Source organism: Veillonella sp. VA142 (genome assembly GCF_003992135.1).
In the GTDB taxonomy this organism is placed as follows: Bacteria; Bacillota; Negativicutes; order Veillonellales; family Veillonellaceae; genus F0422.
The window spans coordinates 1-15,077 of record NZ_RQVN01000019.1; the positions used below are offsets into that span (position 1 = coordinate 1).

The 15,077-nt window shown below is 40.8% G+C and carries 14 protein-coding genes and 5 tRNA genes; 18 read left to right on the forward strand and 1 reads right to left on the reverse strand.

Going from position 1 to position 15,077, the window contains the following annotated elements:
- The first annotated feature begins 162 nt into the window (after positions 1 to 162).
- The gene (locus EO117_RS07285; RefSeq protein ID WP_164727539.1) at positions 163 to 912 is read left to right on the forward strand and encodes a Fic family protein; all 750 of its coding nucleotides are present in this window, start codon (positions 163 to 165) and stop codon (positions 910 to 912) included.
- Positions 913 to 993: 81 nt separating this feature from the next.
- On the opposite strand, the gene EO117_RS07290 is transcribed toward EO117_RS07285, so the two are convergent.
- Positions 994 to 2,355 carry an amino acid permease gene (locus EO117_RS07290; RefSeq protein ID WP_126939822.1) on the reverse strand — a complete coding sequence of 454 codons (1,362 nt, stop codon included), beginning with the start codon at positions 2,353 to 2,355 and terminating at the stop codon, positions 994 to 996.
- Positions 2,356 to 2,643: 288 nt separating this feature from the next.
- Between EO117_RS07290 and fusA the strand changes: the two genes are divergently transcribed.
- The 17 genes from fusA to EO117_RS07375 all read left to right on the forward strand — a co-directional run bounded on the left by fusA (position 2,644) and on the right by EO117_RS07375 (position 14,981).
- The gene (gene fusA / locus EO117_RS07295) at positions 2,644 to 4,713 is read left to right on the forward strand and encodes an elongation factor G (protein ID WP_126939823.1); all 2,070 of its coding nucleotides are present in this window, start codon (positions 2,644 to 2,646) and stop codon (positions 4,711 to 4,713) included.
- Positions 4,714 to 5,439: 726 nt separating this feature from the next.
- Positions 5,440 to 5,919 carry a YhcH/YjgK/YiaL family protein gene (locus tag EO117_RS07300; RefSeq protein ID WP_126939824.1) on the forward strand — a complete coding sequence of 160 codons (480 nt, stop codon included), beginning with the start codon at positions 5,440 to 5,442 and terminating at the stop codon, positions 5,917 to 5,919.
- Positions 5,919 to 6,815, forward strand: a complete 897-nt coding sequence (locus EO117_RS07305; protein ID WP_126939825.1) for a DMT family transporter — start codon at positions 5,919 to 5,921, stop codon at positions 6,813 to 6,815. The genes EO117_RS07300 and EO117_RS07305 overlap by 1 nt, the downstream gene beginning before the upstream one ends.
- Before the next feature lie 390 nt (positions 6,816 to 7,205).
- Positions 7,206 to 7,619 (forward strand): hypothetical protein, encoded by a 414-nt coding sequence (locus EO117_RS07310; protein ID WP_126939826.1) that lies wholly within the window; start codon positions 7,206 to 7,208, stop codon positions 7,617 to 7,619.
- The gene (locus EO117_RS07315) at positions 7,616 to 8,959 is read left to right on the forward strand and encodes an MATE family efflux transporter (RefSeq protein ID WP_126939827.1); all 1,344 of its coding nucleotides are present in this window, start codon (positions 7,616 to 7,618) and stop codon (positions 8,957 to 8,959) included. Before EO117_RS07310 ends, EO117_RS07315 begins: the two co-directional genes overlap by 4 nt.
- Before the next feature lie 384 nt (positions 8,960 to 9,343).
- Positions 9,344 to 9,571, forward strand: coding sequence for a type II toxin-antitoxin system RelB family antitoxin (relB, locus tag EO117_RS07320; protein WP_126939828.1), 228 nt, complete (start codon positions 9,344 to 9,346; stop codon positions 9,569 to 9,571).
- Positions 9,550 to 9,840, forward strand: a complete 291-nt coding sequence (locus tag EO117_RS07325; protein ID WP_305798493.1) for a type II toxin-antitoxin system RelE/ParE family toxin — start codon at positions 9,550 to 9,552, stop codon at positions 9,838 to 9,840. The genes relB and EO117_RS07325 overlap by 22 nt, the downstream gene beginning before the upstream one ends.
- Before the next feature lie 260 nt (positions 9,841 to 10,100).
- Positions 10,101 to 11,147 carry a nicotinate-nucleotide--dimethylbenzimidazole phosphoribosyltransferase gene (gene cobT, locus EO117_RS07330; protein ID WP_126939829.1) on the forward strand — a complete coding sequence of 349 codons (1,047 nt, stop codon included), beginning with the start codon at positions 10,101 to 10,103 and terminating at the stop codon, positions 11,145 to 11,147.
- Positions 11,140 to 12,204 carry a nicotinate-nucleotide--dimethylbenzimidazole phosphoribosyltransferase gene (locus EO117_RS07335; protein ID WP_126939830.1) on the forward strand — a complete coding sequence of 355 codons (1,065 nt, stop codon included), beginning with the start codon at positions 11,140 to 11,142 and terminating at the stop codon, positions 12,202 to 12,204. Before cobT ends, EO117_RS07335 begins: the two co-directional genes overlap by 8 nt.
- 44 nt (positions 12,205 to 12,248) lie before the next feature.
- Positions 12,249 to 12,572: a nucleotidyltransferase family protein gene (locus tag EO117_RS07340; RefSeq protein ID WP_126939831.1), complete on the forward strand. Its 324-nt coding sequence runs from the start codon at positions 12,249 to 12,251 to the stop codon at positions 12,570 to 12,572.
- Positions 12,547 to 12,729, forward strand: coding sequence for a hypothetical protein (locus EO117_RS07345; protein ID WP_126939832.1), 183 nt, complete (start codon positions 12,547 to 12,549; stop codon positions 12,727 to 12,729). Before EO117_RS07340 ends, EO117_RS07345 begins: the two co-directional genes overlap by 26 nt.
- A gap of 269 nt (positions 12,730 to 12,998) precedes the next feature.
- Positions 12,999 to 13,073: transfer RNA gene (locus EO117_RS07350), tRNA-Gly, on the forward strand.
- Between the two features lie 10 nt (positions 13,074 to 13,083).
- Positions 13,084 to 13,159, forward strand: a tRNA-Asn gene (locus EO117_RS07355).
- A gap of 27 nt (positions 13,160 to 13,186) precedes the next feature.
- Positions 13,187 to 13,262, forward strand: a tRNA-Lys gene (locus EO117_RS07360).
- A gap of 10 nt (positions 13,263 to 13,272) precedes the next feature.
- Positions 13,273 to 13,347, forward strand: a tRNA-Glu gene (locus EO117_RS07365).
- A 3-nt stretch (positions 13,348 to 13,350) separates the two neighbouring features.
- Positions 13,351 to 13,426 (forward strand) — tRNA-Val (locus tag EO117_RS07370).
- 124 nt (positions 13,427 to 13,550) lie between these two features.
- Positions 13,551 to 14,981 (forward strand): LPO_1073/Vpar_1526 family protein, encoded by a 1,431-nt coding sequence (locus EO117_RS07375; RefSeq protein ID WP_126939833.1) that lies wholly within the window; start codon positions 13,551 to 13,553, stop codon positions 14,979 to 14,981.
- Positions 14,982 to 15,077 lie beyond the last annotated feature (96 nt).

The following is a 15,077-nucleotide window of genomic DNA, read 5'->3' on the forward strand; positions in this document are numbered from 1 at the left end:
CTAAGTATCTTTTAAGGGTTCTTTCACGATGTTAAATTATTTATATCAAAGTGTTCAATTTCTACTTGCAATTTAAGAAAATATAAACAAGTATTACATGTCACTAATGAATCCGTATCTATACAGACCTGCGAAGAATTACGTACGTTTTATGATTCGTTTTTGTCGTCGGAAATTGAAGAGAAAGATCGTCCTGATGGACGATTGTTCCGAGCAGATAGCGTAGATGTAAAGACGGGAACTGATAAGATTATTCATCAAGGATTGTTTCCAGAGTCGGCTATCATTGATACGATGACGGAAGCGCTTCGTATACTTAATGATAGCACGATTGAGTTACCAATTCGTGTCGCTATTTACCACTATTTGTTTGGATATATTCATCCTTTTTACGATGGGAATGGGCGTACATCTAGGATTATTTCCTCGCAGTATATTTCAAGAGAATACCATCCGCTGATAGGCCTAAGACTTTCTAAGGTAATAAAAGATAATCAGAAGAAATATTATGATGCGTTTATCATTACTAATTCAGAATATAATCGTGGAGATTTGACATATTTTATTATTGAATTTTTAACTCTTTTAGAATCGATGATAAAAAATGCAAAAGAGTTATTAGTAACGAGAGTGAACCGTTTACGTGAAGCGGAAAAGAAATTAGATAGATTTATAGAAAAGAACCAAATTACAGATCAAGTGATACAAGATATTTATTTTGTAGCATTACAAGCGAGTATGTTTTCTCTCTTTTCAGGTGCTACCAAGGATGAAATTGTAGCAGCGATTGGTAAGAGTAAACGAACTCTAGATAGTAAATTAAAAGAAATACCATCTGACCATTTAGTGGTTACCAAGGTGGGAAAAGTGTTACATTTTAAATTAAATGTAGATATACTCAAGTCCTGCTAAAGACTTACAAATTCATACTAATAGTGATATACGAAAAGGATAGCCGAGTTAATCTCAGCTATCCTTTTTAGCATTCATATTTTATTTTTTCTTAAGTTTGTATGCAATGTACAAGGCACCAATCCATACTGGAATAATGTAGATGGATGTGCGCATGGAATCCATTGTTAACATAACCCCCACTGCCATAGCGATGAAAGCAAAGCAGAAGTAATTGGTAAGTGGATATAAAATGGATTTGAACTTCAATTCATCAAGACGACCTTCGCGAGCGAATCGCTTACGGAATTTAATGTGTGTTACTGGAATAATGAACCATGCAATAATTAATCCGGCTACAATAATAGCCAATAATTGTAAGAATACATCACTAGCGCTTGGAAAGATGTACGTTAAGAACACAACAATCAAGGCTAAAGCTGCACAGAACAAGGTCGCAATCAATGGTACCCCTGTGGCTGTTAAGTTCTTGAAGATTTTTGGCGCATCACCAGATAATGCCATGCTGTGTAAAATACGAGAATTACTGTAGAGTAAGCTATTGTATACAGATAACGCAGCAACCACAACAACAAAGTTTAAAATATGTGCTGCTGCTGGAATACCGATGTTTGTAAAGATTTGAACAAATGGGCTCGCTTGTGTGCCTAGTTCATTCCATGGAGATAATGCCATAATCACAGTCATCGTTCCTACATAGAAGATCAGGATACGAGCTAATAATTCGTTAATCGCTTTTGGTAATGTTTTTTCAGGATTTTCCGCTTCTCCAGCAGTGATACCAATGAGTTCTACCCCACCAAAGGAGAACATAACCACAGCAATGGAAGCGATGAAGCCATACGATCCGTTCGGGAATAGTCCGCCGTGAATCCATAGGTTAGAGAAGTTTTGAGGGAAGGACCCCATATCTCCAAAAAAGATGAGGAAGATACCGAAACCAATCATAGCAATGATGGCTACCACTTTAATGAGTGATGCAAAAAATTCTACTTCTCCATAGGCACGCACATTGATGAGGTTAATTATCGTCACTAATGTAATACAAACGAGTGTAGTAATCCAGTGTGGAATACCTGGTAACCAGAAATCTAAGTAGACTGAAATCGCAGCCAACTCTGCCATACTAGCGAGCATGTATACAATCCAGTAATTCCAACCAGATAAATACCCAGCAAAGGAAGACCAATATTTACTTGCAAAATAGGTAAAAGATCCAGACACAGGTTCACGGACTGACATTTCTCCTAGCATACGCATTAAAAAGAAAATAAAGATACCGGTTAATAAATAGGAGAAAATAACACCTGGTCCTACTAATTGGATTGTCGGAGCGGATCCGTAGAATAAGCCTGTGCCCACAGAGGCTCCTAATGCAATCATTTGCATATGACGACTTTTTAGTCCTCGATGCAATGATGTCTTTGATTCATTGTCTTTCATATTATATAACTCCCTTCCCATGTATGTTTTGAATCGATATATCTATTAGAATACCATAAACTATAGAATTTACCTAGTAAAATTTTAGCTTAGTAAAGAAGTAACGGAATAGGCTTGAATATTTGTAAAAGTATTTATAAAACAAGTTTTTCTCATGCATAAGCTGCATAAGCTTAATATATGCGCAATTTGCATATATAAATTTCACTATATTCAAAGGAGTTTAAAGAAGTTTGTAGAATTACTTAAACAATAGACTGTTTTCGGCTATAAAGGAGGACGATGTTCATGAAAGAATATACTAGTGATTTAATCAGAAACGTGGCGGTGGTCTCCCATGACGGGGCGGGTAAAACAGCATTAGTAGAGGCATTGTTATTGTCTTGTGGTGCTGTAGACTTTGTTGGTAAAGGTCAAGATAATAAACATATCATGGACTTTGAGCCAGAAGAAATCAAACGTAATGTCACTATCCAATTAGGTATGGCTCCTTGTGAATGGAAGGGTCATAAAATTAACTTCATCGACACTCCAGGGTATTCTGAGTTCCATGGGGAAGTGCGATCTGCTTTGCGTGCGGCAGACGGTATGCTTATGGTATTATCTGCTGGTACAGGCGTAGAAATCGATACCATTCGTGCCTGGGAGTATGGGGTAGAATTGCAAATGCCTCGTATGGCTTTCATCAATAAAATGGACGTCGAAAAAGCAGACTTCTTTGGTACTTTGGAAAAAATGCGGGAATTATTTGGTAAAGCTATCATGCCATTGCAAATTCCAATCGGTGAAGGGCCTACGTTCAAAGGTGTGGTAGACGTGGCAAAACGGACTGCTTATGTCTATGAAAACGGTAAGATGACAGAAGTGGACGTGCCAGCGGAACTATCCGATAAAGTAGAAGAAATTCGTGAAATGACTGTGGAAGCAGCTGCAGAAGGTAATGATACATTATTAGAAAAATATTTAGACGGACAAGAATTGACCTTAGAAGAAATTCGTCAAGGTTTGCGCGAAGGCATGTTGACGGGCCGTGTATGTCCTGTTATGTGTGGTACTGCCTTGAGTCGTATTGGTATGGACCAAGTCTTAGACCGTATGATCCGCTACATGCCAGATGCCACGAAAAAAGTGATGACCGCTATTGGCGTGGATTCTAAGGAAGAGCATATCGTGGTGGCAGATAAACCGTTTACGGGTTTTGTATTTAAAACAATTCTTGACCCATTTGCGGGAAAACAAAGTTTTGTTCGTGTCTTCTCTGGAGAATTGAAAGTAGGAGATAAACTTTACAATGTGACCCGAGATGTAGAAGAAAAATGGGGGAAAATGGTAACCTTAATTGGTAAACAACAAGTGCCAGTAGAGGTCGCAAAAGCTGGAGATATCGTAGTCATTCCTAAACTAGGAGAAACGAAAACAGGGGATACCTTTGGTACGGCAGAATTTAAAGTACAATATGCACCAATTCGATTCCCACAACCGTTGTATCGTATTGCTATGGTTCCTGAGAAAAAAGGAGAAGAAGAAAAGCTAGCGAATGCTCTGGCACGTATTTCTGAAGAAGATCCGACTTGCGAAGTAGTAAAAGATGTGGAAGGTCGTCAAATGCAAGTGCGTTGTATGGGCGATGTGCATTTAGAACATATTTTACAAAAAATGGAACGCAAATATGGAGTGCGTGCAAAATTAGAAACGCCATACATTCCGTATCGTGAAACCATTCGTGGTACAGTGGAAGTAGAAGGGAAACATAAAAAACAAAGTGGCGGTCATGGTCAATATGGACATGTGAAACTTGGTATTGCTCCGCTATATGAAGGAGAGTTCGAGTTTATCGATAAAATCTTTGGTGGTGCTGTGCCACGTCAATACATTCCAGCTGTAGAAAAAGGTGTTCGTGAAACATTGGAAAAAGGTCTTTTGGCAGGGTATCCGATGATTGGCATCCAAGTGACATTGTTAGATGGTTCCTATCATACAGTGGACTCCTCTGAGTTGGCTTTCAAAATGGCGGCAGCTCAAGCATTGAAAAAAGGTGTGCCTGATGCAAAACCGATTTTGTTAGAACCTGTATATAATGTGAATGTCATTGGTCCAGAAGAATTTATGGGCGATATCATGGGCGATTTGAATAGCCGTCGTGGTCGCGTACTCGGCATGGATCAAGGCGTGCGTGAAGGGATCACTGTGGTGAAAGCCCAAGTTCCATTGGTAGAAATGTTGGATTATGTAACAGTATTGCGCTCCATGACACAAGGACAAGGTGTGTTTAATATGGAATTTAGTGGCTACGAAGAAGTGCCACATAAACAAGCAGAAACAATCATTGCGGGATTTGTGGGTCACGAAGAGTCGTAACTTGTGATGCTATGAAGCCTGTGGCGTTCTTAACTGAATAGAGCAAAGGGAAGCCCATGGCATACTCCTTCTCAAACGGTATTTCATAATGTTTGTTCAGGAGCACGCCATGGGCTTCTTGGGTTTGTGTGAGTTAGTCAGTAAGGGGACGCCACAAGGCTGCTACTCTTAACGGCGTTCCTCAGGAAAGATAGCTTTAAGAAATGTTAACAGTATGAGTAATTTTGTAGTAAAATAGTAGTTGAAGAGTCAACAACGTGTTGTTGGGCTCATCTCTTCCTAATATGGGAGGAGGTGGTACTATGAAAAAGTTTAGAAATATCTATAGATTGATTTTAATTCTAAAATTAATAGTACAACTCATTGATTTATTTAAATAATTAATGAGAAAGCCTAACGTAAAACGTAAGTATTGGTAGTACTTACACACGTTAGGCCATCGATTTTAATGATTTTGAGATGAGCCTAACGCCCCAGACGCGTTATTGGCTCTTCTTTTTTCACTTTTAGTATAGCATAGTTTATTACAGAATAAAAGGGGAGTTTCTTGGGTTTGTGTGATTTAGGTAGTAAAGAAACGCCACAAGGCTGCTATGCAAAATGGCGTTCCTAGAAATTGTGTTTGACCTTATATGGTGATGCTAGTATAGTAGAGAGTGATAGATTGGATTCATATATGGCTGCTGTAAGGCAGTGAACTTCATATAATATGATAAGGAGTAAGTCATGATATATCAAAATATTGCTATAGATTATACACAGTTTCGATATCCAAAGGCAGTAGAACGGGCTATCGAGTTTTTGAAAGCGCATGATTTCACGACGTTTGCAGGTGGTCGCTATCCGATTGAGGGGGACTTGATGTATGCCAATGTGGATATTGTAAACACAAGGGCTTATGAGGAGACGAAGATGGAAGGACATAAGGATTACATGGATGTGCAATTTCTAGTGTCTGGGGAAGAGCAAATGGAAATTCTTATTCGTCAAACTTTGCCAGATGTGGTTGAGGCTTATGACGACAAGGATTGTTATTTCTATGATTCTACGCAAAGTGGCACCGTAAGAATTGATGTTCGTCCTGGAGATTATTGCATTTTCTATCCTGGAGAATTGCATCGCACCTTGATTGCGCTGAATGAGATACAAGAAATTCGCAAGGTCGTGGTAAAGATTCATAAAAGTCTATTAGCCGAGGCGAAATAATGAACGCATATGTACTGAAAGGTATGCTGTTAATTGCATTAGGGGCAATTCTGTGGGGCTTTTCGGGTATGTGTTCGCAATTTGTACAACAGCAGCGTATGATGTCAGCGGAATGGGTAGTGGCGATGCGCCTTGTCATTGCAGGTATCATTACAGTAGGCATTGCATTTTACCAGGGGCGTACTTCTATTTTTAAGATTTTTTCTGACTGGAAAGATACATTGCGGTTGATTACATTCGGGGTCTTTGGCATGTGGATGTGTCAGTACACCTATTTTAAAGCTATTGCCTATGCAGGAGCTGGCATTGCGACGGTGTTACAATATGTAGGCCCTGCATTGATTATTTTATATATCTCTATCACACGTCTAATCTTGCCAAGGGTGGCAGAAGTAGTCAGTGTAGTACTCGCTACAGTGGGGACGGTAATTATTGCTTTACAAGGTGTGTGGGATATATTAGCCTTAGATGATACACTGCTGACCTGGGGGATGCTATCTGCTGTAGCCGTTGGTATTTATACGGTACAACCAGTACCGCTATTGAAAAAGTACGGGACAACCTCCATTGTAGGCTTTGGCATGCTCATTGGGGGAGGCTTTGCATGGATTGCTACACAACCAAACGCAGAGGGAATTGTGTGGGATGTATGGGCATACGGTGGGTTCTGGAGTATTATTATTTTTGGTACAGTGGTATCCTTTAATGCCTATTTAGAGGGAGTGAGACGTGTGGGAGCTGTAACGGGGTCCATACTTTCATCTATTGAACCCATATCAGCAGCGGTGCTGGCATGGTTACTATTAGGCAACCAGTTCTCCCAGTGGGACATGATTGGTATGACGCTGATTATTATTACTATTTTTATTTTGGCATGGGATAAAGGCCGTGTTTAATTTTTTATAATATGTTAGCTGATACCATTCATCGTGGCTGAAAGAGTAAATATAAATGATGCGGAGAGGTACTTGTAGTAGTATTTTTATTATGTGGCAAACAGATTCGAGAGCAGTAGCTAAGCGTGACCATAGATAAGAAATAATAGATTTGAAAGTACAGTTTCACCTTTTATTTATACTCTGCATATAGTAGAAAAATACGATAAGTAACAGATGTAACAGGTCAGGCTCTCCATATAGGATATGGACGTGGCCTGTGATATAATAGCAATAGATGTTTGAAAGATATAGGGATGGATATCCATGGAAAAACTTTCAAAACTGTTTTAAAAATATGGAATAGTATAGAGATAGATATAAACGATAATAGTAGAAAGGGGCAATCCTATGATGGACTCAGCACAAAATATTGTGGATCAAGTACTAGAAGAAGTACAGAATACGCCAGGTATAGGGGTGGAAAACCCTTTGGAAGTTGCCAATCAAGCCTTACAAGAAACATTGGTTAATAGCGTAGTCCCAGAAGAATATTGGTCAGAAATTATGTCTTGGGTAGCGGAAACCGGCTTAGACTCGGTCTACTTAGATAGCCGCGACCGTGTAGGAGCTTGGTGGGCGTCCAAAGAAGTGCGCTCCATGGGGTATACCTTGAATTTTACCAAATGCAGTAAGGTGCCAAGCGAATGGTTTCCTGAAGGGGAACATTGGAAAGAGGCGGAAGTAGAAGCCCGTTATCGTTTAGTAGTGAGCTGGGAATCTTTAGTGGAGAACGGTGCCTTAGAGAAAGTTGAATTAGAATGAAAGTAACAAAAAACATATCTCTATCGGTAGGGGCACTCAGTGTCCCTATCTTTATAGAATTATTTTTACTCATGTTATTGGGCAATGTGGACCAATTCATGCTCAGCCAGTATGCAGAAACGGCGGTGGCTGCCGTAGCCAATGCGAACCAGATTATCAATATTATCTTGTTTTTGCTCATTGTCATGAGTACAGCTACCACCATTTTAATCGCTCAATATTTAGGGGCTAAGCGTCCCGATAAAATTGATGAAGTATATACGATTAGCGTTGCCTTTCATACGATGTTCAGTGTTATCGCGGGGGCTGTGGTCATTATCTTTCATCAAACCTTCTGCGAATGGCTTGGGGTACCGTCTGAGATTATGGAAGAAACGGCACTCTATTTAAATATCACCGCTGCCAGTATTCCTATTACGGGTATCTATATGACCTATGTAGCGGTGTTTCGGGGGCACTCCATGCCTCGTATCACCATGTGGATAGCCCTTGTCATGAATGTGGTTCATATTATTCTGAACTACGTACTCATTTACGGTTGGGGTTCTATCCCAAGCATGGGTGTCTTAGGCGCATCTGTATCAAGTGTGATTAGCAAAGCATTAGGGCTAGGTCTTATCATCTGGTGCCATCAATCACTGTTGACAGCTCGTCTGAAAGTAGAGTATCTGCGCCCATTCCGGTGGGAAACGTTGCGACAATTGTTGTTTATCTCTGTACCATCTGGAGGAGAAACGCTGTCTTACCAACTTTCACAGACTGTGATCATGAAAATGGTCAACCTCATGGGGCTTGTGGTGATCACCACAAAAGTATACGTGTACATCATTGCCACTTTCTGCTATATGTACACTATTGCCTTGGCCAATGCAGCGCAGATTGTGGTGGGATTCCTCATGGGTGCCAAACGAGAAGAAGAGGTATCTCGCCGTGTGTGGCTCACAACAGCAGCAGGCGTTTCTATTGGTGTGGGGTTAAGTACCTTTTTTTACTTTGCCTGTGAACCTGTGATGCGCCTTGTGACGGATAACCAAGAGATTATTGACTTAGCGAAATCTGTGTTGTTTGTTGAAATATTCTTGGAAATTGGTCGTGGCGCCAACATTGTGTTGGTCCAATGTCTGCAAGCAGCGGGAGATATTCGCATCCCCGTATTTGTGGGAGTTTTTGGCATGTGGATGTTCGCCGTGACCTTGTCCTATTACTTTGGTATCGTCCTTGGTTGGGGACTCGTAGGTGTGTGGATTGCTATGGCTATCGATGAGATTATACGAGGAATCATATTTGTGTGGCGGTGGCAGTCGAACAAATGGAGAGGTCGTTCGCTCATATCGGTTTAAATTCCTGTTTGTGGGAAGCCAGCATATGTCGCATAAAAACTGCCCTACGCGAAAGTTTTTATTACAACATATGCTGGCTTTTTGTTGTTGAGAATTTAAACCGATCCGAGCACTATAGCGACCATGAGGGGAAAGGAATGTGATTTTGAGCCCCGTGTAGGCCCCGAAAACTGCCCTACGCGAAAGTTTTTGACGAAACACATGGGGGCTCCTTTTCGTTTATCAGAAGAGGGGGGATTTAAACCACTCCGAGCGGGGTTGCGACCTGGGAAAGAAGAAAGTGGTTTGAGCTCTCGTGTGCTTTTCTTGACGGGAAGGTTGTATATGGTATACTGTAAGTAATGTATTACGTGTATTACGTGTATTACAAAGGGAGTGATATCTATGGCGACTACTATTTCTTTACGTTTATCTGAAGATGAAAGTCAAATGATTCAAGCGTATGTTGCTGCTAATAATTTGAATCTATCTTCTTTTATTCGTAATTTAGTACTAGAAACGATTGAGGATGAATTACAAATTAATGAGGAACGTATTTTAGAGGCAAGACGAGCACTTCGCGAGGAACCAGTATATGATCATGAAGAAGTGTGGAAGGAGCTTGGTATTTGATGTTTAAGGTCAAATTTTCGGAACATGCAAAAAAGCAAATGAAGAAGTTAGATCCATCTATAGCAAGGATGATTAAACATTGGATCATAAAATATTTGGTAGGATCTTTAGATCCAAGGGTTCATGGAAAAATGTTAACAGGAAATCTTTCTGGGGTATGGCGATATAGGGTAGGAGACTATCGCTTATTTGCAGAAATTAATGATAAAGAGATTACTATTTTTATAGTCGAAGTAGCTCACCGCCGTGAGGTTTATAAAAACAAGTAACTCCCTCCCACCTATTTTCCCCCGGTCTGTTTCAATTTTTATATCTTCATATCAAGCGAAATCCTTTGAGCCAACATATGTCTCCTAAAAACTTTCGCGAAGGGCAGTTTTTAGGAGACATATGTTGGCTCTTAAATGCACAAGATAGAAAATATAAAAATTGAAACTGAACGAAAAATACTTTATAATGGAATCAACTTGGCATAGTCTAGGGCTATGCTTTTTATATTCTTATGATGGCATGTCACATAGGAGGATGTATGAGTTTATATGAAAGTACGTTGGCGCGGATTGTGCCACGAAATAAAGAGATTGAACAAGCGATTGGGGAACAATGGAGTAAGGGAACTCCCTATGGTTCGTATGGTAAGTTAGCGACGATAGTAGAGCATTATGCGGCAGCGACGAATCAACCAAACCCGACGGCTCCAAAGCCTTGTATGATCATTGCCTGTGGTGACCATGGTGTAGCGAAAATAGGTGTTAGTGCATACCCACAAGAAGTGACCATACATATGACGACGAACTATTTGATTCCTAAGGGAGCGGCAGCGAATGCGTTGTCTAATTATTGTGGAGCGCAAATTGAAGTCATTGATGTAGGCGTGGCTGGCGACTTATCAGCGGTACCAGGTCTACACCATTGTAAAGTGATGTCGCATGGTACAAATAATATGTTAGAGGAACCCGCTATGCCTCTTGATAAAGCAATCGAAGCTGTGGAAGTAGGCATTGCTTTCGTAGAAGAAAAGGTGAAAGAGGGATTTAACACATTTTTAATCGGTGAAATGGGGATTGGGAACACCACATCTAGTGCAGTCATTACAGCGAAGTTCTCAGGACTTTCAGCAGAGGAAGCAACGGGACGAGGTACCAATATTTCCGATGAACGATTGAAGGTGAAACAAAAGGTAGTGCATGATGCATTGGTAAAATATGAACATATCCCTAACACAGATGGATTAGGCATTTTATCCGCCGTAGGGGGATTGGAGTTTGCTTGTTTAGTAGGTGTTATCTTAGGAGCCGCAGCGAATCATGCGTTGGTGGTTATTGATGGGTTTAACACGACAGCTTGCGCTCTGATTGCACACGCTATGAATCCACATACTATGGATTACGTGATGGCATCTCATTTATCTGCGGAAAAAGCTCACAAAGATGCGTTGAAAACGTTAGGCTTAGAGGCCTTTGTGGATCTTGGATTCTGCTTGGGAGAAGCTACGGGTGGCTCCATGCAGATGCAAATGCTAAATTTAGCAGTAGAAATGTTCCACGAAGTTGCAGGAGGTGAACACCATGCGTAATTTTGTTATCGAACCATTGTACAAACCATCCATGGAAGAATGCCGTTTGCGCATTGATAACCTTACAAAACCATTGTATTCTTTGGCACGTTTAGAAAAAATTACAGAGCGTATCGCAGGAATTTTGAAAGATGAAAAACCAAACCATCTTCGTCATGCGGTAGTCATCGTAGGTGCCGATATCGCAGTAGATGGTCCACAAAATCAAACGCACGGAGTGGAAAGTTTGAAAGCCATGGAGCGATTAGCTTCTGGTCATTCAGCGACACATGGGGCGGCTAAGAAAATTGACGCAGATGTATTCTTGGTGGACGCAGGATTAGAACTTGAGACAAGTCATATCAAAGGTGTACGACAACACAAATTGGCAACAGGGTCTAAGTTTTTCCGCATGCATGCAGCCTTGACACCTGATATCGTAGAACAAGGATTAGAAGTAGGTTTTTCCTTAGCAGATGAATTGAGTGAAAAGGGGTACCAAACGATAGCCATCGGTACTGTCGGTGAAAGAAGTTTACTTTCAGCATTAGCTGTGACTGCAGCGATTACTGGATATCCTATGGCAGAGTTATTGACAGAGAACAATTGTACTTTGAGTATTCAAGAAAAGGCAAAACAATTGACGGCAAGCTTAGCAGAACACCAATTGCCTAGCCAAGATGGTATCCATGTGTTGGCCACAGTAGGCTCTCCGGATGTGGTGGTCTTAACAGGACTTATCCTAGGGGCGGCAAGCCATCGTATGGCGGTGGTTTTCGATACAGCAGAAACAGGGGCGGCTGTACTGGCTGCGAAATGCATCGATGAAGCGGTTATGGATTACGTGTTCCCATCTGTCCATATGGGAGAACCAGTGCAAAAAGCACAAATGAAATACTTGGGCATTCAGCCACATTTGTTCTACGGTTTTGAAATGGACGAGGCATTAGGTTCCATCATGGGATTGTCTGTTCTTGATGCGGGTATGCACATGTTAAATGATATGAAAACATTTGGTGAAGCTGACGTAAATGTAGCCGTCGATGGACCAGGATCTGAACGCCAAGACGGACGGTAATAGTTACTAATTGTGTGGTATAATGTAGAAAAGGAGGCAGTAGTATGAAAACATTTGATGAGATTCGTAACTTAATTGCTCCAGTTCTAGAGCTATATCACGTGAAATCAGCCTATCTATTTGGCTCTTATGCTCGTGGTGAAGCTACAGAAACTAGTGATATAGATTTGTTTGTAGTTTTTGATAACGATGGTATTAGTTTGTTTGAAGTAGGCGGTCTTTTGGAAACTTTAAAAGAAGTATTACAAATGGATGTAGATTTGCTTACTGATGGAAATAAATTGACTAAACGATTTCAAGAAAATTTATATAGAGATATGATTCATATATATGGTGATATCTATGAAGAACAAAGATATATTGGTTGATGTATTGGAATTAATAGATAGGTTAGATGCGTCTGTTAAGCTATATAAAATTCGAGATAAGGAAGACTTTTTGTGTAGAGATGAACTAGAACAGGACGGATTGGCTTATAAAATTCAAGCAATTGCTGGACATATTGACCAAGGAATATGGTTTTGAAAGTGAAATATTTTAAAAAATAGATAAGGTTGTAGTGAAATATACGGACTATATTTTGCTACAACTTTTTTACTGATTATAGATAGGAATTTTTGTATTTAAAATAAGTGAGAACACTATCTTGAATGGGCGTTCCTTCGTATTGTGATGAGAAAGTGTCACAGGTTGTTCCTAGATAAAAATATTAAAAAATTTTGTTGACAACTATCCGAAAATTTTGGTATTATAAGTAGGCAGTCGCAAGAAAGAAAAACATGGATTGCATATATGCGGAAATAGCTCAGCGGTAGAGCACCGCCTTGCCAAGGCGGGGGTCGCGAGTTCGAATCTCGTTTTCCGCTCCAGTTTGTTCATTCCTCGATAGCTCAGCAGGTAGAGCAATCGGCTGTTAACCGATCGGTCGTAGGTTCGAGTCCTACTCGAGGAGCCAACTTACTTTCGGTTAGTACACTATCATGACCCACTAGCTCAGTTGGCAGAGCACCTGACTTTTAATCAGGGTGTCCCGCGTTCGAGTCGCGGGTGGGTCACCACTTACAACATGGCCCGTTGGTCAAGCGGTTAAGACACCGCCCTTTCACGGCGGTATCGGGGGTTCGATTCCCCCACGGGTCACCATATGGACGATTAGCTCAGCTGGGAGAGCGCCTGCCTTACAAGCAGGATGTCGGCAGTTCGATCCTGTCATCGTCCACCACACTAGGAACTATCTTCGGATAGTTCCTTTTTTGCTAAAGAATGAGTTAGAACACTTTCAAATCTCAACATAAATAGGTATAATAAGAGAAATAGACTTACATTTATGAATTGGAGGATTTCCCATGGACGGATTGATACAACTTTCACTACAATATGGACCTTACGTGGTCGTTGTGGGTGTTATTTTATTATTTTTACTATGCTGCTATTTCTTGTTTCGAGATGGTAAAAGTAATAAAAAACATGTGTCACAACAAGTGCCAACTTATGAAGAGTATTACGAAGAGCGAAGACGAAACTTTCAGAATCCTTATGCCGTGAGAGAAGAAGAGCCTCAAGCGGATGAAACAGATCCCACAATCTGGGAAGAGATGAATCCTAGTGATTATACTATGCCAATCTCTACGGTAGATGCAACAGATTGGAATGAATCCCAAGGTGTTGTATCCAAAGAGTTAGTGCGTGCCGTTAGCGAGCAACCGTTGGAAGAAGCAGAGGATGCGACACGGATTATGCCGAAGATTACAGAAGAGTTAGTGAACGAGGAACAAGCCACAGAAGAACCGGACCTAGAAGAAGTGAAAGCATCAGGAACATCTGCCATCGTAGATAAAGCAGTGGCGCAATATATTGCAGCTTTTGGGATTTTGAATCCAAAATCAGAAACGGCGGCGAAGTATATTACGGAATACGTGTTCTCGCAATTGGGTACAGAATCAGAAGAGGAAATTGCTACTTTGTTGGAGAATATTGCTGTTCAAGATGCGTTGTTACAAGTGCAAAAAGCATATGTTACAAACCCTGCAGAATGGTTGCGAGATATGCTAGCAGATACTTTCCGAGATGTTGTGAAACGGCCTCAATCCAGTACCTGGTACTTAGTGGCGGTGGATGCCTTAAAATGCTTAGTGAATATGCAAAAGGGCCATTTACAAGCTTTGGCATTAGCCTTGATTGTGCAATATTCTAAAAACTCCAATAACTATTCTTTGGAGAATTTCCAACACTACGTGGAGAAATATTTAGAGCCATTACTCAGTGAATTGCCAACCGGTGAAGACATGTATAAACAATTAGAATACTTACGTTGTGCATCGCCTGCAGGGGAAGTGCGATTTGAGCAAATCCTACGAAACTCGTACCCGTTGGTATTCGACTATCGTGGCTTTACCATGGAAGAATTAGAATACGTGATGCAAAACGCGCCAGTACGTACATCCATTACCGTACCGAGCTTTAACTCAAACTTGCTAAAATTGTCCGCAGTTGACGAATACATGTTGCCGAATTTATTCCAAAGAGCAGGTATAACGGATCAAAACGCACAACAAGCGTTGACGGGGCTAGCCTTTAGCAGGGCCTATGATTGGGATACTACATCCTTTGAGGACGTGCTAGAACAGATTTCCCCAGTCTTACTAGACCTGTGCCAAACCTATAATCGAATCCCATTGTGTCGCTTGAACCTAACCTTGTTAGGATTATACCTAGGACGCAGCATGGTGAAAGCAACCATTCGCGAGGACTTTGATATTTCTCCTTGGTTTGATTAATGACAAGATAATACAGTACAAGAAGTTCACCCAATTCAGATATGACATTTGTTTGGGTGAATTTTTTTGTTGCATAGATGGTTGTAATTGCCAATT